General features: G+C 75.9%; 24 protein-coding genes. 13 read left to right on the top strand and 11 right to left on the bottom strand.

Annotated elements, in window-relative coordinates:
* The first annotated feature begins 80 nt into the window (after nt 1-80).
* Complete coding sequence (locus QK440_RS36440) at nt 81-1361, top strand: hypothetical protein (RefSeq protein WP_282797571.1); 1281 nt, start codon at nt 81-83, stop codon at nt 1359-1361.
* 39 nt (nt 1362-1400) lie between these two features.
* On the opposite strand, the gene QK440_RS36445 is transcribed toward QK440_RS36440, so the two are convergent.
* Entirely contained in the window at nt 1401-1814 is a 414-nt protein-coding gene (locus QK440_RS36445; protein WP_282797553.1) for a VOC family protein, read from the bottom strand.
* Nucleotides 1815-1975: 161 nt separating this feature from the next.
* Nucleotides 1976-2863 (bottom strand): neutral zinc metallopeptidase, encoded by an 888-nt coding sequence (locus tag QK440_RS36450; RefSeq protein WP_282797554.1) that lies wholly within the window; start codon nt 2861-2863, stop codon nt 1976-1978.
* A 623-nt stretch (nt 2864-3486) separates the two neighbouring features.
* Between QK440_RS36450 and QK440_RS36455 the strand changes: the two genes are divergently transcribed.
* From QK440_RS36455 to QK440_RS36470, 4 genes are all read left to right on the top strand, one after another.
* Nucleotides 3487-4377: a hypothetical protein gene (locus tag QK440_RS36455; RefSeq protein WP_282797555.1), complete on the top strand. Its 891-nt coding sequence runs from the start codon at nt 3487-3489 to the stop codon at nt 4375-4377.
* A gap of 115 nt (nt 4378-4492) precedes the next feature.
* Nucleotides 4493-6091 carry an ABC-F family ATP-binding cassette domain-containing protein gene (locus tag QK440_RS36460; protein WP_282797556.1) on the top strand — a complete coding sequence of 533 codons (1599 nt, stop codon included), beginning with the start codon at nt 4493-4495 and terminating at the stop codon, nt 6089-6091.
* A gap of 373 nt (nt 6092-6464) precedes the next feature.
* Complete coding sequence (locus QK440_RS36465; RefSeq protein ID WP_030684175.1) at nt 6465-6686, top strand: helix-turn-helix domain-containing protein; 222 nt, start codon at nt 6465-6467, stop codon at nt 6684-6686.
* A 140-nt stretch (nt 6687-6826) separates the two neighbouring features.
* Nucleotides 6827-7639 carry an enoyl-CoA hydratase/isomerase family protein gene (locus QK440_RS36470; RefSeq protein ID WP_282797557.1) on the top strand — a complete coding sequence of 271 codons (813 nt, stop codon included), beginning with the start codon at nt 6827-6829 and terminating at the stop codon, nt 7637-7639.
* A gap of 156 nt (nt 7640-7795) precedes the next feature.
* On the opposite strand, the gene QK440_RS36475 is transcribed toward QK440_RS36470, so the two are convergent.
* Complete coding sequence (locus tag QK440_RS36475; RefSeq protein WP_282797558.1) at nt 7796-8716, bottom strand: nucleopolyhedrovirus P10 family protein; 921 nt, start codon at nt 8714-8716, stop codon at nt 7796-7798.
* Nucleotides 8717-8808: 92 nt separating this feature from the next.
* Between QK440_RS36475 and QK440_RS36480 the strand changes: the two genes are divergently transcribed.
* From QK440_RS36480 to amaP, 5 genes are all read left to right on the top strand, one after another.
* On the top strand, nt 8809-9297 hold the full coding sequence (locus QK440_RS36480) for an Asp23/Gls24 family envelope stress response protein (protein WP_282797559.1): 489 nt from the start codon (nt 8809-8811) through the stop codon (nt 9295-9297).
* 294 nt (nt 9298-9591) lie between these two features.
* Nucleotides 9592-9777 (top strand): hypothetical protein, encoded by a 186-nt coding sequence (locus QK440_RS36485; RefSeq protein ID WP_282797560.1) that lies wholly within the window; start codon nt 9592-9594, stop codon nt 9775-9777.
* 3 nt (nt 9778-9780) lie between these two features.
* Entirely contained in the window at nt 9781-10137 is a 357-nt protein-coding gene (locus tag QK440_RS36490; RefSeq protein WP_190138425.1) for a hypothetical protein, read from the top strand.
* Complete coding sequence (locus QK440_RS36495; protein ID WP_282797561.1) at nt 10134-10862, top strand: DUF6286 domain-containing protein; 729 nt, start codon at nt 10134-10136, stop codon at nt 10860-10862. Before QK440_RS36490 ends, QK440_RS36495 begins: the two co-directional genes overlap by 4 nt.
* 8 nt (nt 10863-10870) lie before the next feature.
* Nucleotides 10871-11449 (top strand): alkaline shock response membrane anchor protein AmaP, encoded by a 579-nt coding sequence (amaP, locus tag QK440_RS36500; RefSeq protein ID WP_282797562.1) that lies wholly within the window; start codon nt 10871-10873, stop codon nt 11447-11449.
* Nucleotides 11450-11637: 188 nt separating this feature from the next.
* On the opposite strand, the gene QK440_RS36505 is transcribed toward amaP, so the two are convergent.
* The 5 genes from QK440_RS36505 to QK440_RS36525 all read right to left on the bottom strand — a co-directional run bounded on the left by QK440_RS36505 (nt 11638) and on the right by QK440_RS36525 (nt 16592).
* Complete coding sequence (locus QK440_RS36505) at nt 11638-12393, bottom strand: SDR family oxidoreductase (RefSeq protein ID WP_282797563.1); 756 nt, start codon at nt 12391-12393, stop codon at nt 11638-11640.
* Between the two features lie 4 nt (nt 12394-12397).
* The gene (locus QK440_RS36510) at nt 12398-14191 is read right to left on the bottom strand and encodes a glycoside hydrolase family 15 protein (RefSeq protein WP_282797564.1); all 1794 of its coding nucleotides are present in this window, start codon (nt 14189-14191) and stop codon (nt 12398-12400) included.
* An 81-nt stretch (nt 14192-14272) separates the two neighbouring features.
* Nucleotides 14273-15067, bottom strand: a complete 795-nt coding sequence (locus tag QK440_RS36515) for an SURF1 family protein (RefSeq protein ID WP_282797565.1) — start codon at nt 15065-15067, stop codon at nt 14273-14275.
* Between the two features lie 80 nt (nt 15068-15147).
* Nucleotides 15148-15381 (bottom strand): hypothetical protein, encoded by a 234-nt coding sequence (locus QK440_RS36520; protein WP_282797566.1) that lies wholly within the window; start codon nt 15379-15381, stop codon nt 15148-15150.
* 209 nt (nt 15382-15590) lie between these two features.
* On the bottom strand, nt 15591-16592 hold the full coding sequence (locus tag QK440_RS36525; RefSeq protein WP_282797567.1) for a DEDDh family exonuclease: 1002 nt from the start codon (nt 16590-16592) through the stop codon (nt 15591-15593).
* Nucleotides 16593-17068: 476 nt separating this feature from the next.
* Between QK440_RS36525 and QK440_RS36530 the strand changes: the two genes are divergently transcribed.
* The 3 genes from QK440_RS36530 (at nt 17069) to QK440_RS36540 (ending at nt 19567) form a co-directional block, all read left to right on the top strand.
* Nucleotides 17069-17788, top strand: coding sequence for a VIT family protein (locus QK440_RS36530; RefSeq protein WP_282797568.1), 720 nt, complete (start codon nt 17069-17071; stop codon nt 17786-17788).
* A 103-nt stretch (nt 17789-17891) separates the two neighbouring features.
* Nucleotides 17892-18866 carry a sterol desaturase family protein gene (locus QK440_RS36535; protein WP_282797569.1) on the top strand — a complete coding sequence of 325 codons (975 nt, stop codon included), beginning with the start codon at nt 17892-17894 and terminating at the stop codon, nt 18864-18866.
* Between the two features lie 83 nt (nt 18867-18949).
* Nucleotides 18950-19567, top strand: coding sequence for a lysoplasmalogenase (locus QK440_RS36540; protein WP_282797572.1), 618 nt, complete (start codon nt 18950-18952; stop codon nt 19565-19567).
* On the opposite strand, the gene QK440_RS36545 is transcribed toward QK440_RS36540, so the two are convergent.
* The 3 genes from QK440_RS36545 to QK440_RS36555 form a co-directional block, all read right to left on the bottom strand.
* Entirely contained in the window at nt 19536-20537 is a 1002-nt protein-coding gene (locus tag QK440_RS36545; RefSeq protein WP_282797573.1) for a CopD family protein, read from the bottom strand. The two genes, QK440_RS36540 and QK440_RS36545, sit on opposite strands and share 32 nt — an antisense overlap.
* A gap of 165 nt (nt 20538-20702) precedes the next feature.
* Nucleotides 20703-22169, bottom strand: a complete 1467-nt coding sequence (locus QK440_RS36550; RefSeq protein ID WP_282797574.1) for a CoA transferase — start codon at nt 22167-22169, stop codon at nt 20703-20705.
* On the bottom strand, nt 22166-22741 hold the full coding sequence (locus tag QK440_RS36555; protein ID WP_282797570.1) for a hypothetical protein: 576 nt from the start codon (nt 22739-22741) through the stop codon (nt 22166-22168). The genes QK440_RS36550 and QK440_RS36555 overlap by 4 nt, the downstream gene beginning before the upstream one ends.
* Nucleotides 22742-22906: the final 165 nt, after the last annotated feature.

Below are 22906 nucleotides of genomic sequence, written 5' to 3' on the forward strand. Positions count from 1 at the left end.
TCGCCACCGGCCGCCCCGGACGCGGCGGGCCCGCGCAGCCCGGCGCCGAGGACGCCGCCCCGGCCGGAGCCACCGGCGCCCTGTCCGACGCCGCCGCCGAACAGGCCGCGGCCGCCCTGGGCGTGACGGTCCACCAGCTCCGCACCGACTGGGACACCGCCCGCCTGGCCGGGCTCGTCGAGGTGCACGGCGGCGTCGCCCGCCCGGGCTGGCGGCTGCGCGCCTGGGACCGCGACGACGCGGCCGTGCTGCGCGGCTGGGTCGCCCTCTTCGACGCCTGGTCCCTCGCCCACCCGGCGCCCGCCGCGCTGCCGCCCGCCACCGTCGCGGAGACCGTCGAGGCCGTCCCCCAGCTCCTGTCCTTCCTCCAGCTCTCGGCGGGCCCCGTGCCCGTGCCGCAGCTCCTCGACCTCTTCGAGCAGCGCGTCCGCGAACTGCGCACGGAGCGCTGCGAGATCCCGTACGACCCTCAGGAGGAGGCCCGGCGGACCGGCGCGCGCCCCGACGGCGGACCCGGCAACGGCCCGGACGGCGGGCCCGCCAACGCCCCGGACGGTGGGCGCGGCGACGGACCTGACGACGGACCTGGTGACGGCCCTGACGGTGGGCCCGGCGGCGGCCCCGAGGAGTGCGCCGCCGCCCCGCCGGCCGACCTGCTCGCCTGGGCCCTGCGCGCCCTCGCCGCCGTCGGCGCGCTCACCTGCGCGGACGGCCAGGCCACGCTCACCCCGCTGGGCAGCTGGGCGGTCTGGGTCAAGCTGGAGCAGATCTGCGTCGCCGCGCAGAGCCCGGCCGGGAACATCGAGCAGTCCGCCGAGGACATGCTCCGCGGCTGCGCCCGCCTGCGGCCGAACGCGGCCCGCGCCGAGTACCGCGCCTGGCTCGCCGCCCGCGACACGGGCACCGCCGTCGCCGAACTCCTCGACGCCGCCCGGGGTGAGGACGCCCTTCTGCGAGGCCTCGCCTTCGAGGCGCTGCGCGTGGTCGGCGCGCCGGCCGAGCCCGAGGTGCGCGCCGTCGTCGACGAGACCTCGCTGCGGCCCTACGCCCTGCTGTGGCTCGCCGAGTACGAGGGCACCGACCCCGAGGACGTCCACCTCGTGCTCACCCGCGAGGAGTCCACCTGGCTGTGGGTCGACACCGCGGCCGCCGTCGCCGACCACGGCGAGGCCGAACTCCTCGTGCGCCACCTGGACTCGGCGCCGCAGCCCACGGTGCCCGCGCTGCTCGACGAGGTGCGCGCCGTCGGCCACCCGCGCACCGTGCAGGTCCTCGTGGCGCTCGCCGCGGCCCACCCGGACCCGGCTCTGGCGAAGGCCGTGCGCCGCGCCGCGTTCCAGGTGCACACCGGCGGCGTCTGACCCCGCCCACCGGTCCCGCGGGGGCCGGTGCGGGAGGCGTCAGGCGCCCGGCTCGGGGGCGTACGTACCGAAGCTCCAGACGTTGCCCTCGACGTCCTGCGCCAGGTAGTCCCGCGCGCCGTAGTCCTGGTCCGTCGGCGGCATCAGGATGTGCGCCCCGTGCTCCACCGCGCGCTGGTGGTGGGCGTCGACGTCGTCCACCACCACGTGGATCCCGGCCGGGCCCGCGTCCCGCATCGCCTCGGCGAAGACACCGCCGGTCCCCTGCGAACCGAGCATCACCGTGCCGTTGCCGTACGACAGCTCGGCGTGCAGGACGGCCCCGTCCTCCCGCTCGTACACACTCGTCTCCGTGAAGCCGAAGGCCTCCGTGAGCTGCGTGATCGCGGCCTTCGCGTCCGCGTACACCAGCGTCGGGAAGATGCTCGGCCGCCCCCGCGCGGCATCCGTCATAGGGCTCACCTCTCACGCTCCTCACGCTCCGCGCGCCGGGACCGCCCGCGGACCCCCGTGCGACCGGGTCCTCGGCCGGGGCGCGTCCGTTCCCCCCGCCCCTGATGCTTTCCCCGCCTTTCGCCCTTTTGCCCTCGTTTCCTCCTGTTTCGGCTTCCGGTTCAGCGGAAGGTGTCGCACCGCGCCATGTCGCCCGTACGGAAGCCCTGCCGGAACCACTCCTGCCGCTGGCGGGCCGAGCCGTGCGTCCACGACTCGGGCGTGACCCGGCCCTGGTAGCGCTCCTGGATGCGGTCGTCGCCGACCGCGGCCGCCGCGTCCAGGCCGTCGCGGACGTCGTCGTCCGTGAGCCGGGAGATCAGCGGCCGGCCGGACCCGGCGGGCGTCCGCGTGGCGTGGTGCGCCCACACCCCCGCGTAGCAGTCGGCCTGGAGCTCGACGCGCACGGCGTTGCTGTTCTCGCCGGTCCGCCCGTCCTGCGCGCGCCGCAGGGTGCCCATCAGGTTCTGCACGTGGTGCCCGTACTCGTGCGCCACGACGTACGCCTGCGCGAACGGCCCGCCGCGGGCGCCGAAGTTCGTCCGCAGCTCGTCGAAGAATCCCAGGTCCAGATAGACCTGCCGGTCCCCGGGGCAGTAGAACGGGCCGACCGCCGAGGAGGCCGTGCCGCACGCGGTGCCCACGCGGCCGGTGAAGAACACCGTCCGCGCGGGCGCGTACCGCCCCTGGCGGCGCGGGAACTCCTGGCTCCAGTAGTCCTGGACGCTGTTGACCACCGCCACCGTCCGGCAGTCCTCCCGGGCGTTGGCGTCCTTGCCGGTACGGCAGCTCTCCCGGACCTGCGCGAGCGACGACGACGAGGCGGAGGGCTCGTCGCCCGAGTCGGTCAGGCCGAGCTGGTCCGGGCCGACGCCGAAGAACAGGCCGAGGAGGAGCGCGATCAGCCCCGCGATGCCCCCGCCGACGGTGGCACGGCCGCCCGGGACGCGGCTGCCGCGCACGTCCCGCACCTCGGAGGTGTCCAGCTCCGCGTCGTCGTCGAACTGCATGGGCGCACCACCTCGCATCGCGTACGGGACGCCTCATGGCGTGTACGGGACGACGGCGCCGCCACGTCGCGTACGGGGGACCCGCCTCGCGCAAGGGGTGACGTCCCGCGGCCCCGCGCCGGGTCCCGGCCCTCCCCATCCTGGTACGGCACCCGCCCTCCGGCGCCGGACGAAGAGCCGAACGGGCGACGCGCCCCGCCCCGCCCGCCGTGTCGCCCCGCGGCCACCGCCCGGCCCGCGCACACCACCGCTACTGTCTGCGCCTGACCCGCGGCCGTGGCCGCGCCCGGGGGAGTGGAGGGGGCACGATGTCCACCGTGCCGACAGCACCGGAAGCGACCGACGCACCGACGCCGACCGCCGCAACACCACCGACCTGCGCACCACCACCGACCGCCGCCCCGACACCGACCTCCGCCCCGACACCGACCGCCGCCCCGACACCGACCGCCGCCCCGACACCGGCCTGCACACCGACTCCGGCCGCCGCCCTGACACCGGCCTGCGCACCGACTCCGGCCTGCGCACCGACTCCGGCCGACGCCCCGGCACCGGCCTGCGCGCATGCACCGGCCGACGAGCCTGCACCGGCTGACGCGCGCATGCCGACCGACGCACCGCCAGTGGCTGCCACGCCGACACCGGCCGACGAGCTGACTCCCGGGGACGCCCCGAGGCCGGCACCGGACACGGCAGCCGCGCGGACAGGGAGCCCGGGCCCGGGCCCGGACCCGGCCCCCGGGTTCCGGCGTGGCCCCTCCGAGTGGCGCGCCCGTCTCCGGTGGCCCGGGCTGCGCAACGGCCCGTCCGGGCGTCGACCGCGCCTGCGGCGTCTGGCGCGCCTCGCCGCGCCGCTGCTCCTCGCGCTCCTCACCGTGCCGCTCGCCACCGCCGCTCACCACGTGCGACCGGCCCCCTACGGGGACCGCTTCACGCTCCACGCGCGCGTGGAGGGGGACAGCGTGCCGTACGTGACCGGGCGGGCCGTGCGCGCCCGCGACGCGGACAACGGCCGCGCCCACTGGACGTACACGCGCCCGGGCCGCCGCCCGCTGGCCCTGCTGCCCGCGCGCGGGCACGCCCTCGTGCTCTGGGACGACGGCCTGGTCACCGACACCGCGCGCGGTGCGGTCCGCTGGCACCGGGCGATCCCGGCGAGCGCCCCCTGGCTGGCCTCCCCGGCGGCGCGCGGCGGCACCGGGGTCCTGCGGCTCCTGGACCCGGCGGCCCGGATGCTCGCCGTGGTCACCCCGCAGCGCGTCGCCGCCTACCGGGTCGCCGACGGCGACCTGCGCTGGACGCTGCCCGCCCGCGAGGGCTGCGCCTTCGACCCCGCCCGCTCCGTACGGCGCCACGGCGTGCTGCTGATCGCCCAGCCCTGCCGGGCCGGGGCCACGCCCTGGACCGCGCAGCTCGTCGCCGTGGACGGCCTCGGCCGCGTCACGCCCCGCCGGACCCCGCTGGGCAACGAGCTGCCCGGGAGCGCCGGAAAACCGGTTGCACGCCCCCGGTAGAATTGCCGTATGGCCCTTCTCCTGCTGCATTAGACGGCTGCGTGGCGCGCCCCGCGCGCATGACGCCCTGCCTTTCGCCCGCTTCCGCCGTCCTTCCCTGTCCAGGAGTCCGACCGTGATCACCGCCTCCGGTATCGAGCTGCGTGCCGGCGCCCGCATCCTCATCGAGAACGCCTCGTTCCGTATCGCCAAGGGCGACCGCGTCGGGCTCGTCGGCCGCAACGGCGCGGGCAAGACCACGCTCACCAAGTGCCTCGCCGGCGAGGGCGTCCCGGCCGCGGGCACCATCACCCGCTCCGGAGAGGTCGGCTACCTCCCGCAGGACCCCCGCACCGGCGACCTCGACGTGCTCGCCCGCGACCGCATCCTCTCCGCCCGCGGCCTGGACGTCCTGATCCGCAAGATGCGGGAGAACGAGGAGCGCATCGCCAGCGGCAAGGGCTCCACGCGCGAGAAGGCCCTGAAGCAGTACGAGCGCCAGGAGACGGAGTTCCTCACCAAGGGCGGGTACTCCGCCGAGGCCGAGGCCGCCACCATCGCCGCCGCGCTGAACCTCCCCGACCGCGTGCTCGGCCAGCCCCTGCACACGCTCTCCGGCGGTCAGCGCCGCCGCATCGAGCTGGCCCGCATCCTGTTCTCGGACGCGGACACGCTGCTCCTCGACGAGCCGACGAACCACCTGGACGCCGACTCGATCATCTGGCTGCGCGACTATTTGAAGACGTACCGGGGCGGCTTCATCGTCATCTCCCACGACGTCGACCTCGTCGAGACGGTCGTCAACAAGGTCTTCTACCTGGACGCCAACCGCTCCGCGATCGACGTCTACAACATGGGCTGGAAGCTCTACCAGCAGCAGCGCGAGTCCGACGAGAAGCGCCGCAAGCGCGAGCGGCAGAACGCCGAGAAGAAGGCCGCCGCGCTGAACGCCCAGGCCGACAAGATGCGGGCCAAGGCCACCAAGACCGTCGCCGCGCAGAACATGGCCCGCCGCGCGGAGAAGCTCCTCTCCGGCCTCGAGGACGTGCGCCAGGCCGACAAGGTCGCCAAGCTCCGCTTCCCCGAGCCCGCGCCCTGCGGCAAGACCCCGCTCACCGCCGAGGGCCTGTCGAAGTCGTACGGCTCGCTGGAGATCTTCACGGACGTGGACCTCGCCATCGACAAGGGCTCCCGGGTCGTCATCCTCGGGCTCAACGGCGCGGGCAAGACCACCCTGCTGCGCCTCCTCGGCGGTGTCGAGCAGCCCGACACCGGCGAGGTCGTCCAGGGCCACGGCCTCAAGCTCGGGTACTACGCGCAGGAGCACGAGACCCTCGACCCGGACCGCACGGTCCTGGAGAACATGCGCTCGGCCGCCCCCGACCTGGACCTGGTCGAGGTGCGCAAGGTGCTCGGCTCGTTCCTCTTCTCCGGCGACGACGTCGACAAGCCGGCGGGCGTGCTCTCCGGCGGCGAGAAGACCCGGCTCGCCCTCGCCACCCTCGTCGTGTCCTCGGCGAACGTCCTGCTCCTGGACGAGCCCACCAACAACCTCGACCCGGCCAGCCGCGAGGAGATCCTCGGCGCGCTGCGCACCTACAAGGGCGCGGTCGTCCTCGTCACCCACGACGAGGGCGCCGTCGAGGCGCTCCAGCCGGAGCGGATCATCCTGCTGCCGGACGGCGTCGAGGACCTGTGGGGCGCGGACTACGCCGACCTGGTCGCGCTGGCCTGACCCCCGGCCCCCGCTCCCGCCGGGCCGGACCGCCGGTCCGGCGGCTTGATCGAATCACTGATCCACTCCGTATGGATCATTCGGCCGATCCGTGATCCATCATCTGCGTGAGACGTCCTCGTACCGAGATGCGGGATACACGCATCTCGGCCGCCTCCGCCGCCGTTGTCCCCGCACGTCCCTGACCTGCCGATTCCCCGCCGAATCCGTTCGGTGACGGAGAGGCACACGTGCGGAATCGTTCACTCCGCTCGTGGTGTCCCGTTCCCACGCTGCGAATCAAGTCACACCGACCTTGCCGAATGGGTGGCCAGGAGGCCCGGTAGGGGTGATCATGAGAAGTCCAGAGCGCACTTCCCATGAGGAGGCACGGGTGGCCGAGACTCTGAAGAAGGGCAGCCGGGTGACCGGCGCCGCGCGCGACAAGCTCGCGGCAGACCTGAAGAAAAAGTACGACGCCGGTGCGAGTATCCGGGCGTTGGCCGAGGAGACCGGCCGCTCGTACGGATTCGTGCACCGGATGCTCACCGAGTCGGGCGTGGTGTTGCGCGGACGTGGCGGTGCGACGCGAGGCAAGAAGGCCGCCTCCGTCTGACACCCGTCGCGGTCCGCGGCTCGTGTGACCCGAAGGGTGACCACCCGGTCGGCCGTCTCCGCGGCCGGGTGGTTACTGTGCAGTCACTTAGGGGCGCCCCCAGGCGTCCCGACCGACGACTGCACCCCTCGGAGGCACTGATGGCTTCGCCCGACAGCCCGCAGAGCGCGGCTCCACCGGTTCTCGACAAGGACGGCGTACGCCTCACGGTCGAGGACGCCGTGGCCACCGTGACCCTGACCAACCCGGCCAAGCGCAACGCCCAGTCGCCCGCGCTGTGGCGGGCGTTGACCGAGGCCGGCCGGGCGCTGCCCGGCAGCGTCCGCGTGGTGGTGCTGCGCGGCGAGGGCAAGTCCTTCTCCGCGGGCCTCGACCGGCAGGCGTTCACGCCCGAGGGCTTCGACGGCGAGCCGTCCTTCCTCGACCTGGCGCGCGGCGCGGACGACGTCCTGGACGCGACCATCGCCGAGTACCAGGAGGCGTTCACCTGGTGGCGGCGCAGCGACCTCGTGTCCGTCGCCGCCGTCCAGGGGCACGCGATCGGCGCGGGCTTCCAGCTCGCGCTCGCCTGCGACCTGCGCATCGTCGCCGACGACGTGCAGTTCGCGATGCGCGAGACCAGCCTCGGCCTCGTGCCCGACCTCACCGGCACGCACCCGCTCGTCTCCCTCGTGGGCTACGCGCGCGCTCTGGAGATCTGCGCCACGGGCCGCTTCGTGGGTGCCGCCGAGGCCGAGCGCACCGGCCTCGCCAACCTCGTGGTGCCCGGCGACCAGCTCGACGCCGCCACCCAGGACCTGGCCGCCGCGCTGCTCGCCGCGCCCCGCGACGCCGTCATCGAGACGAAGGCCCTGCTCCAGGGCGCCGTCGGCCGCTCCTACGAGGAGCAGCGCACCGCCGAACGCGCCGCGCAGGCCCGCCGCCTGCGGGACCTCGCCGGGCTCGGCGACTGACACACGACGGCGGACGGCGCGAGGCCGGGGGCTGAGGCTCACAAGGGCCCGACCGGGCGCGGCCCCCGGCCCCGCGGGGCGTCGGCGCCGCTCCAGCCCTGGCCACCACCGCCCCTGTCCGTCACCGCCCCTGCCCGTCGCCAACGCTGTCCGTCTCTAGCTCTGTTCGTCGACCGCCGTTACCAGGACCGCCACGGTCGGGCGGTCCGGCAGCGCGTCGCCCACCGCCGCGCGCACCGCGCGCGCCACGTCCAGGGCGCGGCGGTCCCCGGCCACGGCCAGCTCCACCCGGACGTGCCGACGCGGCAGGGAGTGCGACGGCCTGTGCTCCTGCACGTGCACCGCGCGCCCCAGGCCGCCCAGCGCCCCGGTCAGCCGGGTGACGCCGGGCACGGCGAGCGCGGCCCGGGCGAGGCGCTCCTCGGGGGAGTCCGCGTTCGCGTCCGTGTCCGTGTCCGCTGTCCAGCCCGTGCCGAGGCCTGCCTCGGCGATGTCGGCGGCCTCGGGGAACGCACCGGCCTCGAAGGCCTCCGCCATGTCAGCCGCTTCGGCGGCCTCGGCCGTCTCAATGGCCCAGTCGGCCCCGGCAACCCCACCAACCCCCGAAGTCGCCTGAGGCTCCTGCTCCTCCAGCTCCTCCTCCGCCCCGTCGAGCAGGGCCGTCACCCGCAGGTCCACCTCGCTGACCACCAGGCCCAGCCGGCCCGCCGCGGCCGTCGCCAGGGCCGTGCGCAGCAGGTCCGCCACGGCGGGCAGCGGCTCGCCCGAGGCCGCCGCCACGTCCCCGCTGATCCGCAGCGGCCCCGGCGGCAGGGCGCTCGGCGGGGCCGGGACCGCGGAGGCGTACGCGTCGGGGGAGGCGCCGGGGCCGGACGGGACGTACGCGGCGTCCGGGTCGGCCAGGTCCAGGCGCACGGCGGTCAGGCGCGCTCCCCGCACCCGCCCGCACTCCCGGCGCAGGAGCGCCGCGGCCGCCGCCTCCGTCACCCACGCGCCGTCACCCGCCCCGCCCAGGGGCAGCACCCTGCCCAGGCCGAGCTGGCGCCGTACCGCTGAGGTCCATCCATCACCCGTCATTGCTCCAGCCTGCCGCATCCCTGGCGCGCGAGCGCGCGGCCGCGCTTAGTGTGGACGAAGGAGCAGATCCCCTGTCGAAAAGGACGACGGTGATGACCGACACCGGAGAGCACAAGACGTCCAGGACGCTCGAGAAGCAGTCGCCCGAGGAGAACGCGGGCCGCGGCGGCACTTCGCGGCGCGGGGGAGGAGACCCCGGCGCGCGCGGGCGCACCACCATCGCGGACGGCGTCGTCGAGAAGATCGCCGGACTCGCCGCGCGCGACGTGGTGGGCGTCCACGCGATGGGCGGCGGCCTCGCCCGCACCTTCGGCGCCGTACGCGACCGGGTGCCGGGCAGCGGCGCGAAGTCCGTCACCCGCGGGGTCAAGGCCGAGGTCGGCGAGGTGCAGACCGCCCTCGACCTGGAGATCGTCGTCGAGTACGGCGTATCGATCTCCGATGTCGCCCGGGCCGTGCGGGAGAACGTCGTCACGGCCGTGGAGCGCATGGCCGGCCTCGAAGTGGTCGAGGTGAACATCGCGGTCAGCGACGTGAAGCTGCCCGACGACGAGGACGACGAACAGCCCCGGTTGCAGTAGCGGCCGGACGGCCCGGCGGACGAACGATCCCCGGCGCGGGCGGAGTTGCACGACTCCGGCCGCGGTTGCGGTCGGACGGGGCCGCGGTGAGCGGCCTCATCGGGGGAAGAAGGAGACCCGTGCGGTGAGCACCACCGCCCCGGCGGTCCGCGGGCCAGGTTCCCCGCGGACGGACGACCGCGGACGGCGGGCGCGGAGCCTCGTGCCCACCGCCCGCCACCGGCGGCCCCGGCCGCACCACCGGGGCGCGCAGCGGGCACCGGCAGCACACGCGCAGCAGCGAAGGAGCGCACGATGAACATGGCCGTCATCGGCATGATCGCCGGGATCGCCCTGGGCTTCGCCGGATACTTCGGCGGGTTCGGAGCCTTCCTCCTGGTGGCCGCCCTGGGCGCCATCGGATTCGTCGCCGGGCGGTTCCTGGAGGGGGACCTGGAACCCGGCGACTTCTTCCGTACCCGCGGCGACCGGCGGCGGTGACCGGTGGCGGCGGAGGTCGTGGGGCAGGTCGCGCCCGCCGAGCGCGGCGCGACCCGGATCGCCGACCGCGTCATCGCGAAGATCGCCGCGCGCGCGGCGCGGGAGGCGCTGTGGTCGCTGCCCGAGGAGGCCGCGCCGCCGCACGCGACGGTCAGCGTGCACCGGGACGCCGCCCGCGTCCGGGTCAGCCTGGAACTGGACTACCCCAGCGACATCGGGGGCCAGTGCGGGGCCGTGCGTCGCCATGTCGCGGAGCGGGTACAGGCGTTGGCGGGCATGGACGTGCCCGAGGTGGCGGTCCAGGTCGAGCGGCTGCACTCGGCGCAGACCCGGGCCGCGGCACAGGGGAGGACCCGATGAGCGAGCCCCACGAGCCCCACGAGCCCGACACGTCCCGCGGGACACCCGGGCCGGACCCGGCGACGGGCGGCACCCGGCCCCTGCCCGTCGTCGAGCAGGACCCGGACGCCCTCGACCCGGCGGCGCAGTCGTCGTCCGCCGCGGCCTACGAGGCGCACCCCGTCCTCGCCCCCGAGGAGGGCCGGGCCCGCCGCTTCTGGTCGGCGCGGCGGGTGCCCGCCGCGCTGGTCGCGCTGGTGCTCCTCGGCGGCTGCGGGCTCCTCCTCTACGACGTCGTGGCCGTACGGGCCGACCGCCCGGCGATGCGCTGGCGGCGCCGCCTGGCCCGCGAGCTCGCCGAGCGCCCGCTGGACGACACGGCGGTGCTGGCCGGGGCCGCGGCCGCGGTGGCCGTCGGCCTGTGGCTGCTGCTGCTCGCGCTGACGCCCGGGCTGCGGTCCGTGCTGCCGATGCGGCGCGACCACGCCGACGTGCGGGCCGGGCTCGACCGGGCCGCCGCCGCGGCGGTGCTGCGCGACCGGGCCATGGACGTGGCGGGCGTGCGGTCGGTACGGGTCCGCGTGACGCGGTCCAGGGCCGACGTGCGGGCCGAGTCCCACTTCCGCGAACTCGACGACGTACGAGGCGACTTGGACCGAACTCTGGCCGACGGCATCCGCGGCCTGGGCCTGGGCTCCCCGCCCGCGCTGACGGTGCGCGTGGCCCGGCCGGGGAAGAAGGGGTGAGCGGAGCCATGGTGCGCCCACTGAACCGCGTACTGCTCGGCCTGACCGGCCTCGTCCTCGTCGCGCTCGGCGGCGCCGTGCTCGCGGTCGGGCTCGGGGTGCGGCCGCCGTCCTGGTGGGTGCACGACGGGCGCCACGACGTCCTGCTCGGCGCCGCCGAGCGGACGCGGTGGCGGGACGAGGGCTGGTGGTGGCCCGCGGTCATCGGTGCTCTCGCGCTGCTGGTCCTGCTTGCGCTGTGGTGGTTCGCGGCGCAGCTCCGGCGGCGGCGCCCCGCGGAGGTGCTGGTGGAGACCGGGGACGGGGAGGGGGCGCTGCTGCGCGGGCGGGCGATGGAGAGCGCCCTGGAGAGCGAGGCCGCGGCGCTCGGCGGGGTGCGGCGGGCGCGGGTGCGGCTGGCCGGGCGGCGCGCCGCGCCCGAGGCGCGGGTCCGGCTCGCCCTCGCGGGCGACGCCGTGCCCGAGGACGTGCTGCGCCGCCTCAGCACCGAGGCCCTGGCCCACGCCCGCGACTCCGCGGGCCTCACCCGCCTCCCGGCCGAGGTCCGCCTCCGCGCCACCAAACACCACCCGGAACGCGTCAGCTAGCCCCGCGCGTGGCGCCCCAGCCCCAGTCGGCCTCCGGCCTCGTCCTCAAACGCCGGACGGGCTGAAATACCCCGGCCACGGTCAGCCGCCAACGGCGGTGCGAGCCGCCAGGCCGGGGCCGGGCGGGGCACCGGGGCAGCACGGGTGGGCGGGTGGGAAAGAAGGGCCACCCGCCCGAAGCCCAGGGGCTAGAACCCGTGACGGAACCCTCCGTCCACCGCCACCATCTGCCCCGTCACATACGACGCCGCGGGCGACAGCAGGAACGCCGCCACCCGCCCGAACTCCTCCGGCGAGCCGTAGCGCCGCAGCGGGATGCCCGACTCCGAGGCCTGGCGGGTCGCCTCGGGGTCGGCGGACAGCGCGTCCAGCTCGCGTACGCGCTCGGTGTCGATGCGGCCGGGCAGCACCCCGACGACGCGGACGCCCCGCGGGCCCAGCTCGTTCGCCAGGGACTTGGCGAAGCCGGCGAGGCCCGGGCGCAGGCCGTTGGAGATGGTCAGGCCGGAGATCGGCTCGTACACGGAGGCGGAGAGGACGAAGCCGATGACGCCGCCCTCGTCGAGTTCCTCCGCCGCGGCCCGCGCGAGCCGTACCGCACCGAGGAACACCGACTCGAACGACGCCCGCCACAGTTCGTCGGTGGTGTCGGCGGCGTGGGCGAACGGCGGGCCGCCGACGCTGACGAGGATGCCGTCGAAGCGGCCGAAGCGCTCGCGGGCGGTGGCGATCAGCCGGGCGGGGGTCTCGGGGTCGGCGTTGTCCGCGCCGACGCCGACCGCGAGCGGGCCGAGTTCCGCGGCCGCGGCGGCGGCCGACTTCTCCTCACGGCCGGTGATGACGACGCGGGCGCCGTCCTCGACGAGGGCGCGGGCGGTGGCGTTGCCGAGTCCGCGGGTGGCGCCGGTGACGACGTAGACACGGTTGTTGAGGCCAAGATCCATGCGCCTATCCTGCCGTGCCGAGGTCGTCGCCGAACAGGGAGAAGGCGGTCGTGACGAGCCCCACGTGGCTGAACGCCTGCGGGAAGTTGCCCAACTGGCGGTCGCCCGCCGCGTCGTACTCCTCGGCGAGGAGCCCCACGTCGTTGCAGAGCGCGACGAGCCGTTCGAAGAGCGTCCGGGCCTCCGCGGTGCGGCCGGCCAGGTGCAGCGCGTCCGCGAGCCAGAACGAGCAGGCGAGGAAGACGCCCTCGTGGCCGGGCAGACCGTCCACGGTGGCGTCGTCGGTGCTGTAGCGGCGGACGAACCCGGCGGGGGTGCCGAGGTCCTTGCGGACGGCGTCGATCGTGCCGAGGACGCGCGGGTCGTCGGCCGGCAGGAAGCCCGTGCGCGGTATCAGCAGCAGCGCGGCGTCGAGCTCGTCGGAGCCGTAGGACTGGGTGAACGTGTTCCGCCGCTCGTCGTAGCCGCGGGCGCAGACCTCGGCGTGGATGTCGTCGCGCAGTCGGCGCCAGCGGTCCACGTCACCGCCCAGCTCCGGCTGCTCCTCCAGGGCGCGTACCGTACGGTCGGCCGCGACCCAGGCCAGCACCTTGGAGTGCACGAAGTGGCGGCGCGGGCCGCGCACCTCCCACAGCCCCTCGTCCGGCTCGCGCCACACCTTCCGCAGGAACTCCATGAGCCCGAGCTGCATCCGCCAGCCCTGCGGGCGCGTCGGCATCCCCGAGCGCCGCGCGAGCGCGAGCGAGTCGACGACCTCGCCGTACACGTCGAGCTGGTGCTGGTGGGCGGCCGCGTTGCCGATGCGCACCGGCCGGGAGTCCGCGTACCCCGGCAGCCAGTCGATCTCCAGCTCGGGCAGCCGCCGCTCGCCCGCGAGGCCGTACATGATCCGCAGGTCGGCCGGGTCGCCCGCGACCGCGCGCAGCAGCCAGTCGCGCCACGCCTCCGCCTCCTCCTGGTACCCGGCGGCGAGCAGCGCGCCGAGGGTGAGCGTGGAGTCGCGCAGCCAGCAGTAGCGGTAGTCCCAGTTGCGTACGCCGCCGATCTCCTCGGGCAGGGAGGTGGTGGGGGCGGCGACGATGCCGCCGGTGGGCTCGTACGTGAGGGCCTTGAGGGTGATCAGGGAGCGCACGACGGCGTCGCGGTGCGGCCCCCGGTAGCGGCACCGGGCCGCCCACGCCTGCCAGTCCTCGACGCTCTCGCGCAGCGCCCGCTCGGTGTCCAGGAGCGGCGGGCGCGCCTCGTGCGAGGGGTGCCAGGTGAGCACGAACGTGACCCGCTCGCCCGGGCGGACGGTGAACTCCGCGTGCGTGGCGCGCCCGTGGCCCCAGGACCGCACCTCCGGCTCGGTCCGCAGCCAGGCCGCGTCGGGGCCCGCGACCGCCACCCGGTGTCCGTCGACGCGGCGCATCCACGGCACCACCGAGCCGTAGTCGAAGCGCAGCCGCAGCGTGCTGCGCACGGTCACCTCGCCGGTGACGCCCTCCACGACGCGCACCAGGTCCGGGGCGCGGTCGCGCTGCGGCATGAAGTCGGTGACGCGGACCGTGCCGTCCGGGGTGTCCCACTCGGTGTCCAGGACGAGCGTGTCGGGCCGGTAGGCACGGCGGGAGCACAGGTCGGCGCCGCGTGGCGCGATCCGCCAGTGGCCGTGCTCCTCGTCCCCGAGCAGCGCGGCGAAGCAGGCCGCGGAGTCGAAGCGGGGCAGACACAGCCAGTCGACGGAGCCGGTCCGCGCCACCAGGGCTGCGGTCTGGTGGTCACCGATGAGGGCGTAATCCTCGATGGGTCGCTGCACGGGGGACGGCTTCCCGGTTCGGGAACCCGCCAATCAGGTGGGTTCCGGGGCGCGGGGGTTCAACCCGGGGTGCGGAGGGGCTCAGGCGGGGGCCGGGGTCGTCTCGGGGGACGTCCGCTCGGCCGCGGCCGCCTCGCGGCGGTCGCGCACCTCCCGGCGTACCAGGACGAACCATCCCACCGGCACGCCCGCCGCGAACAGCCACCACTGGACCGCGTACGCCATGTGTGCGCCGATGCTGCTGTGGTCGGGCTCGGAGATCAGCTGGGGGGAGCCGTCGCGGGGCTCGGGCGCGGTCTGCTCGACGTAGCCGCCGAGGACCGGCTTGCCCAGGGCGTGGGCCTGCTGGCCGCTGCTGATCAGCATGATCTGCCGGTCGGGCAGGCCGCGGACGTCCTTGATGCCGCTGGCCGCCGACGTCTCGTCGGCCATCAGGCGGCCGGTGACGGTGACCTCGCCCGACGGCGGGGCGGGGATCTTCGGGAAGGCGGTCTGCGGGCCCTTCGCCGGGACCCAGCCGCGGTTGACCAGGAGCACCTTGCCGTCGGTGAGGACGAACGGGGTCAGGACGTGGTAGCCGACCTCGTCGTCGGAGTTGGTGCGGCGGCGGACGACGACCTCGTGCCGCGTGTCGTACGTCCCCTCGGCCGTCACCCGGCGGTAGACGGCGGAGTCCGGCACCTCGCGGCCGGGGGCGGTGAGCCGCTCCACGGGCACGGGCTCCGCCTCGACGGCCCGCTCGATCTGCTCGTTGCGCTCCACGCGCGCCTGGTGCCGGTGCAGCTGCCAGAAGCCCAGCTCGATCATCACGGGGATGAGGACGAGGCCGACGAGGGTGAGGATCACCCACTGGCGGGACAAAAGGAAGCGGTACACGTCCTCGACGGTACCTCTGCGCGGCCGAGCCCCCGACGGGAGGGTCCCGTCGGGGGTTCGGCCGGCGGTCCGCCTCGTGGTCACACCTTGTCGATGATGCCCACCCGCCCCTCCGCGCGTGAGCAGTGCGCCCCGCAGTACCAGTGCCCCTCGGCCTCGACGCCCTGCCCGATGATGCGGCACCGGCAGTGCTCGCAGATCGGCGCCATGCGGTGGATGGCGCAGGCGAAGCAGTCGAAGACATGCACCGCGCCCTGCGCGTGCACTTCGAAGGACATGCCGTAGTCGTTTCCGCAGACCTCGCAACGTGCCATGCGCCACAGGGTGGGACCCGGCGGCGGCGCGGGGCGAGCGGCGGGCGGGCGAGTCGCCCGCAATCACCCGTCTGACGCCCGGGGCGCCGCGGCGCGGACGGCCCGCGAGGGGGGCGGGCGCGGGCGGTCGCCGCGGTGGTCCGCCGCGGTCGGTCCGCCGCGGTCCGCCGCGGACGGTCCGTCGCGGTCGGTCCGTCGCGCGCGGTGGCTCAGGCCGTGCCGTCCGCCGGGGCCACGTCCTGCAGGAGCTGGCCGAAGGCGGCCTCGTCGACGACCGGCGTGCCGTACGCGCGTGCCTTCGTCGTCTTCGACGTGCCCGAGTCCGGGTCGTTGGTGACGAGCAGGCTGGTGAGCCGGGACACGCTCGTCGCGATGTGCAGGCCCGCCTCGAAGGCGCGGTCCTCCAGCAGCTCGCGCTCCACGGAGGTGTCCCCCGAGAAGGCGACACGCATGCCCTGCTTGAGCGGTTTGCCCTCTTCGTACCGCCCCGGGTTCGGGTACGGGCACGCCGGGCGCTTGCGCGAGGGGCGCCAACCGGACGCCCGGTACGCCCCGTTGGGCACGGACGAGCCGGCGGCCTGGCGGCCGATGCGGGCCGCGCCGTCGGCCCACTCGGTCAGCGGGCGGCACTCCAGGAGCGGCAGGCGCACCCCGCCGCCGGCGGCCGCGCGCAGGCTCGGCCGGAACGCCTCGGCGAGCACCCGCGCGTCGTCCAGGGCGTGGTGGGCGCGGCGCTGCACGACGCCGAAGTGCGCGGCGAGGGACTCCAGCTTGTGGTTGGGCAGCGGCAGGCCGAGCTCCTTGGAGAGCGCGATGGTGCACAGCCGCTGGCGGACCGGGGCGGTGCGCTCCGCGCGCGCGTACTCCCTGGCGATCATGGACCAGTCGAAGACCGCGTTGTGCGCGACGAGGACGCGGTCGCGCAGCCGCTCCCCGAACTCCTCGGCGATGTCCGCGAACAGCGGGGCACCGGCGAGCTGGTCGCTCGTCAGACCGTGGATCCACACCGGGCCCGGGTCGCGCTGCGGGTTGACCAGCGTGTACCAGTGGTCCTCGACCTCGCCGCGGGCGTCGAGGCGGTAGACCGCGGCCGAGATGATCCGGTCGTCCCGGGACAGGCCGGTGGTCTCCACGTCGACGACCGCGTACCCCGACGGGTAGGCGGTCGGCCAGGAGTCTGCGGACGCGGCGAGCGAACGGTCTTCGAGCATGGTCCATGAGGATACGGGCCACGACTGACAGTCAGGCCCCTGGGCCGCCGCGGCAGTCCCGCACGCGCGCGTGGCGCCCGTGCCTCCTGTGCCCGGCGCCATGCGCTTACTTGTCCTACTTCGTGCGCGTGTGTCCCGCATGGCCTCCGCGCGCACAGGGTGCGCGTCGGCCTCGGTGGGCGTCACGCGCGACCAGGGTGCGGTCGCGTCCTGACGGTTCGTCAAGCAGAGCTCCTCCGTCTCGGCGGGAGCGCACCGCGGTGTCACGCGCCTTCGAAGCACCCCTCGGTCGACGCGGTGAGCCGCTGGAGCGCCCCGACCGGCGCGATGGGCCGCTGGAGCGCCCCGACCGGCGCGATGGGCCGCTGAAGCGCCCCCGGCCGACGCCGCGAGCCCCGGGTCCGCTCGCGGAGGGTCGGTACGCGCTCGGAGGGTCGGTACGCGCCCGGTGCGGCGGGCGGTGCCATGCTCACCCTGTGACGGACGCCACGCGTGACGCGTGCGGGACGGCCCAGGGCGGCGCCCTGGGCACCCGCCTCAACTGGCTGCGGGCCGCCGTGCTCGGCGCCAACGACGGCGTGGTCTCCACCGCCGGTCTCGTCGTCGGTGTCGCCGGGGCCACCGGCGACCGCGGCACCCTCCTCACGGCGGGCCTCGCCGGCCTGCTCGCCGGGTCCCTGTCCATGGCGGCGGGCGAATACGTGTCGGTGTCCACGCAGCGCGACTCCGAGAAGGCGGCCCTCGCCCAGGAGAGGCGCGCGCTGCGCGACCGCCCCGAGGCCGCGCTCGACGAGCTGACCGACCTGCTCAGCGACCGCGGGCTCAGCCGGGACGTGGCCCGCGAGGCGGCCGAACAGCTCACCGAGCGGGACGCGCTGCGAGCCCACGCCCGGGTGCAACTGGGCATCGACCCCGACGAACTCACCGACCCCTGGCACGCCGCCTGGGCGAGCTTCGTCGCCTTCACCGCGGGCGCCCTGCTCCCGCTCCTGGCGATCGTCCTGCCCTCCGCGCCCTGGCGTCTGCCCGTCACGGTCGTCTCCGTCCTCGCCGCCCTGGCCGTCACGGGTCTGTCCAGCGCCCGCCTGGGCGCGGCCGCCGCCCGGCCCGCGGTGCTGCGGAACGTGGGCGGCGGCGCCCTGGCCATGGCCGTGACGTACGGGGCCGGGGCCCTGCTCGGGGCGGCCGGGGTCTGAGGCGCAAGGGCGGAGATCACCAACAACTCCGGGCGTACCGCCGGTAATACTTGTCGGTAACAACCCCTAGCCAGGGGGCCGGAGGCGCGCCTACGGTGCCCTCATGTCCGCGCCCAACCTGCCCGATGTCGTGCTCTGGTCGATCCCGGCCTTCGTGCTGCTCACCGTCATCGAGATGATCAGCGTGCGTGTCCACCCCGACGAGGACGCCGCCGGGTACGACACCAAGGACGCCGCCACCAGCGTCACCATGGGGCTCGGCAGCCTCGTCTTCGACCTGCTGTGGAAGATCCCGATCGTCGCCGTCTACTCGGCGCTGTACTCCCTGACACCGCTGCGCGTGCCCGTGCTGTGGTGGACGGTCCCGCTGATGCTGCTCGCGCAGGACTTCTTCTACTACTGGTCGCACCGGGGCCACCACGTCATCCGCGTCCTGTGGGCCTGCCACGTGGTGCACCACTCCAGCCGCAAGTTCAACCTGACGACCGCCCTGCGCCAGCCGTGGACGTCGCTCACCGTGTGGCCGTTCTACGTGCCGATGATCCTGTGCGGCGTGCACCCGGCGGCCGTCGCGTTCTGCTCCTCGGCCAACCTGGTCTACCAGTTCTGGATCCACACCGAGCGCATCGGCAAGCTGCCGCGGCCCGTCGAGTACGTCTTCAACACGCCCTCGCACCACCGCGTGCACCACGCCTCCCAAGGCGGCTACCTGGACCGCAACTTCGGCGGCATCCTCATCGTCTGGGACCGGCTCTTCCGCTCCTGGGTCCCCGAGACGGAGCGCCCCGTCTACGGCCTGACGAAGAACATCCACACGTACAACCCCCTGCGCGTGGCCACCCACGAGTACGTGGCCATCGCCAAGGACCTCAAGAAGGCGCCCGGTTGGCGCGCGCGGGCGGGCCACCTCTTCCGAGGCCCGGGCTGGCAGCCGACGCCACCGCCGGACTCCGGGGCGACGCCCGCGCCGGACCGCGAGCCGACACCCGCGCCGGAGCCCGAGCTGACGTCCCCGGTCGCCGAGCCGACGCCCCCGGTCGCCGGGCCGACCTCCAAGGCCCCGGAGCCCGCCGCATGACCCGTCCGGCCACCCGGCCCCGGGCGGCCCGCACCGGTCACCAGGACCCCGCGTCCCCCGACCGCCGCGCGCACGGGGCCCTCATGGCCTTCGGCCTGGCCGCCCTGGGCGACCTGGCTGGGCTCGCGGCCGGGTCCGAGGCGGCCCACACCCTCTTCAAGCCCCTCCTCATGCCCCTGCTCGCCCTGTACGTCGCGCTGCGGCGGGGGCCGCGCCTGCTCGTCGCCGCCCTCCTGTTCGGCTGGGGCGGCGACACGCTCCTCCTGGGCGACGGCGACGCCGTGTTCCTCGCGGGCATGGGCTCCTTCGCCGTGGGCCACGTCTGCTACCTCGCCCTCTTCCGGCGCCACGGACGCGCCCACCCGCGCGCGCGGGGCGCGGCCCTGGCCGCCGCCTACGGCGCGGCGCTCGTCACCACCGTGGCCCTGCTGTGGCCGGACCTGCCGGCGGACATGCGCGCCCCGGTCGCGGGCTACAGCCTGCTGCTCACCGCGATGGCGTACGGCGCCACCGCCCTCGGGCCCGCGGCGGCCGCGGGCGGCGCGCTGTTCCTGCTGTCGGACACGCTCATCGCGACGGACGTGGCCGACTGGCCGCAGGCCCCCCGCCCCGACTTCTGGATCATGCTCACCTATCTGGCCGCACAGGCCCTCCTGACCCGCGGGACCCTCACCGGTGCGGCGGCACCGGAACGGCGGTGAGCAGCGCCGACACCGCGACCACGGCCGCCAGGACGAGCACCTCCACGCGTGCGGGCGCGTACGCGGCGAGCGGCCCGCCGCCCGCGGACCGCCGCAGGCGGCGGCGCGCGAGCAGCGCGAGCCCGGCGACCACGGCCACGAGCAGCAGCTTGGCCAGCAGCACCCGGCCGTACGCGGTCGCCGTGAGCTGGTCGGCGACCGTGCCCGGCGGCATCCGCCGCAGCGTGCTGGCGGCCCCGGTCGCGGCGGTCGCGGCGAACAGCACCGCGGCCACGCGCGCGTAGCCGCCGAGGACGGCGGCGCCCGCGTCCGGGGCGGACACGCGCCAGCGCCACAGGGTGCGCAGCGCGTACAGCAGGCCGCCCGCCCACAGCGCGGCACACGTCAGATGCACGAGGGTGAGCCCCGAGCCGAGCAGCGGGGCGCCCTCCGCCGGCGGATGGGCGCGCAGCGCCTCCGCGGCCACGACCGCCGCCAGCGGCAGGACCGCGCTGCCCGGGCGGCGCGAGCGCGCGCACAGCCCGGCCGCGGCGAACGCGTTGACCTCCAGGAGCGCCAGACGGCCGTCCCGGGAGGCGTACAGCCCGCCCAGGTCGAGTCCGTACGCCTGCCGGGGCAGCAGGTCGCCCCCGGCCACGGCCGACGCGAGGCCGAGCGCGGCCAGGAAACCCGCGCCCGCCGCCCACGGGCCCCACGCGGGCGCCGCCGCCTCCGGCGCCCCGGGCACGCCGCGCGCGACACGGCGTACGAACACCTCGCCCAGGTGCACGGACAGCGCGGCGAACAGGACCGTCCGCAGCAGCGCGACACCCGGCGTGCCGGGCGGCGCGGCCTCGCCGGTGCCCTCCAGCGCGGCCGCCGGGCCGAGCAGCGGCACCACCGCGGCGACCGCCACGAGGACGAGGACGGCGACGGCGCGGCCCGGCGGGCAACGGCGCGCGGCCCGGGACCCCGGGCACGGGGCCGCCACGGCATCGGCCTCGCCCCGTGCCCGCGCGGCGGATCCCGTGTCGACGGCGGCTCCTGTCCCCGCAGGCGGTCGTACGGTCACGGAAAAATCTTCACCAGCCACCGCGTATGCGGGCAACTCGGGGCAAAGACCTGACCGTGTGTCATCCCGTCCGGCGGAGGCCGGTCACCGCCACACGGGCGCGTCCGCGCCCCAAGGGCCCGGCGGACGCGCCCAGTTGGCCGGGCCGCCGGCGAAGGACACCGGCGGCAGCGCGTACCGCAGCCGCCCCAGCGGGCTGTCCGTACGGGCGAGCCAGGGAGTGGGGTCGTACGGCGCGGGCGCGTCGGCGGAGCCGTCCGCGGCGGGCGCGTCGGCCGGGCCGCCTCCGCGGGATGTTTCGGCCGGGGCGCCCGGTCCGGTGGCGGGCGGCCACCCGGCCGTCAGCCAGGCCGCCGTCCGCGCGAGCGCGAGCCGCGCCACCCGCGTGCCGCCCGCCCCGTCCGTCCGCTGCTCGGTGAGGGCGCGCAGGACCGCCGCCGCCAGCAGATAGCCGGTGCCGTGGTCCAGGGCCTGCGCGGGCAGTGCCCCGGGCCGCTGCGGCGAGCCCTCGGTGACGGCGATGCCCGTCGCGGCCTGCACCAGGCTGTCGAACCCGCGCCGGTGCGCCCAGGGGCCCGCGGTGCCCCACGCCGAGAGCTGCGCCACCACGAGGCCGGGGCGCCGCTCGGCCAGCGCCTCGGGGGAGAGGCCGAACCGGTCCAGGGCGCCCGGCCGGTAACCGGTGACGACCACGTCGGCCCCGGCGAGCAGCTCGCCGAGGGTCCGCAGGCCGGCGCGGGTGGCGAGGTCGAGGGCCGCGGACCGCTTGCCGAGGCCCGTGTCCGCGTGCTGGTCGGGCAGTTCGGGGCACCCGGGCGGGTCGAGGCGCAGCACGTCCGCGCCGAGCAGCGCGAGCGTACGGGTCGCCACCGGGCCCGCGACGACGCGGGTGAGGTCGAGCACGCGCAGCCCGGACGCGGGCAGGAGCGGTCCGTCGCCGAGCGGCGGCAGGAGGCGCGGCGCGCCGCCGCCGAGGCGTTCGCGCGCCACCAGCGGCAGGCCCGCCACCGCGGCGGCCTGCGGGTGCGCCGCCCACTGCGCGGGGGTGCGCAGCGCCACGGCCAGGCCCCCGGCGGCGTACACCGCGTCCTCGGCCGCGGCGGCGGACAGCCCGGCCAGGCGCCCGGCCACGGCGTCCACGCAGGCCGCGCCCTCCCACAGCCCCAGCGCGGCCAGGAGCCGTTCGCGGTGGTGCGGGTAGTTCGCGTGCGTGCGCACCCAGCCGTCGGCCGTGCGCCAGAACCGCGACAGGGGCGCGAACGAGACGGGCGCGCGCCCGTCCACGCGCAGGTGCCGCTCACTGGTGAAGGCGGCGGCCACGGCTCCGTCGTCCACGCGCGCGTGCGGCACGGCCCGCCCGCCGCGGTGCCCCGCCAGCTCGGCGGCGGCGAGCGCGCAGGCGCCCACACAGGCCCGGGCCAGCGCGCGGACGGGCAGCCGGGCGGGCAGCGCGGCGTCGTCCACGGCGTGGGACAGCCGGGGGAGCAGCCCCGGATCGCCCCCGAGCGCGTCCCAGGCGGCCGCGACGGAGGGCCGCGCCGGGCCCGTCACCGCGGCCCCGCGACGGTCCCGGCCTCCTCGGGCGCCGGCGTCGCCCACCACTCCAGGCAGATCTCCTTCGCCGGGTCCGACGGCAGCGGCTGCCAGCCGCGCGGCGTCGCGGACGCGACCACGTAGCCGCCGCCCACGCCCCGGTACTTCCGCAGCGGCACCTCACAGGTCCTGACCGTCGAGGGCGCCCCCGACTTCCGCCGGGTTGACGCCCGCCTCGTCCAGGTGTCCAGGTACGCGTCGACCCGTGCGCGGTAGAAGGCGGCATCGCCCTCGTGCCGCAGCTCCGGCCAGGTCACGGTCCACCGTGGCCAGACCGCGACCCTGCCGATGGCGGCGTCCAGGACCCGTTCGAAGCCGCGCTCGAAGCCCGGTATCACCGTCAGGATCTCCGCGAACATGGCGACCACGATGAGCACGGCCGCGAGGCACAACAGCAGCACCCACCACACGGGCAGCACGATCACCGTGACGAGGAACCGCAGCACGAGCTGCCACCTCGGCCGGACCGGCTCGGCTCCCCACTGAGGAACGCTCGCGTGGGTGAACGGCGCGTCTTTGTAGGCGTACATGGGCGGCATCCTCTCGCGAGGGGCCGGGCGGTCGGCCACCGCCCGGCCCCCGGCCCCCCCCCCCCCGGCCCCGGGGGGGGCCCCCCAAGTGGCCGGGAGAGAAAAAAACCCCCCCGCCCCCGGGGGGGAGCAAGACCCACCCCCCAAAGCCCGGGGGGGGGTTTG

It is taken from the genome of Streptomyces sp. CC224B (genome assembly GCF_030010595.1).
Classification (GTDB): Bacteria; Actinomycetota; Actinomycetes; order Streptomycetales; family Streptomycetaceae; genus Streptomyces; species Streptomyces longispororuber.

Coding starts and splice junctions, on each gene's coding strand:
- QK440_RS36475 (WP_282797558.1), bottom strand. CDS start 8,716: ATGACGGGTGATGGATGGACCTCAGCGGTACGGCGCCAGCTCGGCCTG.
- QK440_RS36520 (WP_282797566.1), bottom strand. CDS start 15,381: ATGGCACGTTGCGAGGTCTGCGGAAACGACTACGGCATGTCCTTCGAA.
- QK440_RS36445 (WP_282797553.1), bottom strand. CDS start 1,814: ATGACGGATGCCGCGCGGGGGCGGCCGAGCATCTTCCCGACGCTGGTG.
- QK440_RS36470 (WP_282797557.1), top strand. CDS start 6,827: ATGGCTTCGCCCGACAGCCCGCAGAGCGCGGCTCCACCGGTTCTCGAC.
- QK440_RS36540 (WP_282797572.1), top strand. CDS start 18,950: ATGGCCTTCGGCCTGGCCGCCCTGGGCGACCTGGCTGGGCTCGCGGCC.
- QK440_RS36505 (WP_282797563.1), bottom strand. CDS start 12,393: ATGGATCTTGGCCTCAACAACCGTGTCTACGTCGTCACCGGCGCCACC.
- QK440_RS36555 (WP_282797570.1), bottom strand. CDS start 22,741: ATGTACGCCTACAAAGACGCGCCGTTCACCCACGCGAGCGTTCCTCAG.
- QK440_RS36480 (WP_282797559.1), top strand. CDS start 8,809: ATGACCGACACCGGAGAGCACAAGACGTCCAGGACGCTCGAGAAGCAG.
- QK440_RS36535 (WP_282797569.1), top strand. CDS start 17,892: ATGTCCGCGCCCAACCTGCCCGATGTCGTGCTCTGGTCGATCCCGGCC.
- QK440_RS36450 (WP_282797554.1), bottom strand. CDS start 2,863: ATGCAGTTCGACGACGACGCGGAGCTGGACACCTCCGAGGTGCGGGAC.
- QK440_RS36525 (WP_282797567.1), bottom strand. CDS start 16,592: ATGCTCGAAGACCGTTCGCTCGCCGCGTCCGCAGACTCCTGGCCGACC.
- amaP (WP_282797562.1), top strand. CDS start 10,871: ATGGTGCGCCCACTGAACCGCGTACTGCTCGGCCTGACCGGCCTCGTC.
- QK440_RS36485 (WP_282797560.1), top strand. CDS start 9,592: ATGAACATGGCCGTCATCGGCATGATCGCCGGGATCGCCCTGGGCTTC.
- QK440_RS36495 (WP_282797561.1), top strand. CDS start 10,134: ATGAGCGAGCCCCACGAGCCCCACGAGCCCGACACGTCCCGCGGGACA.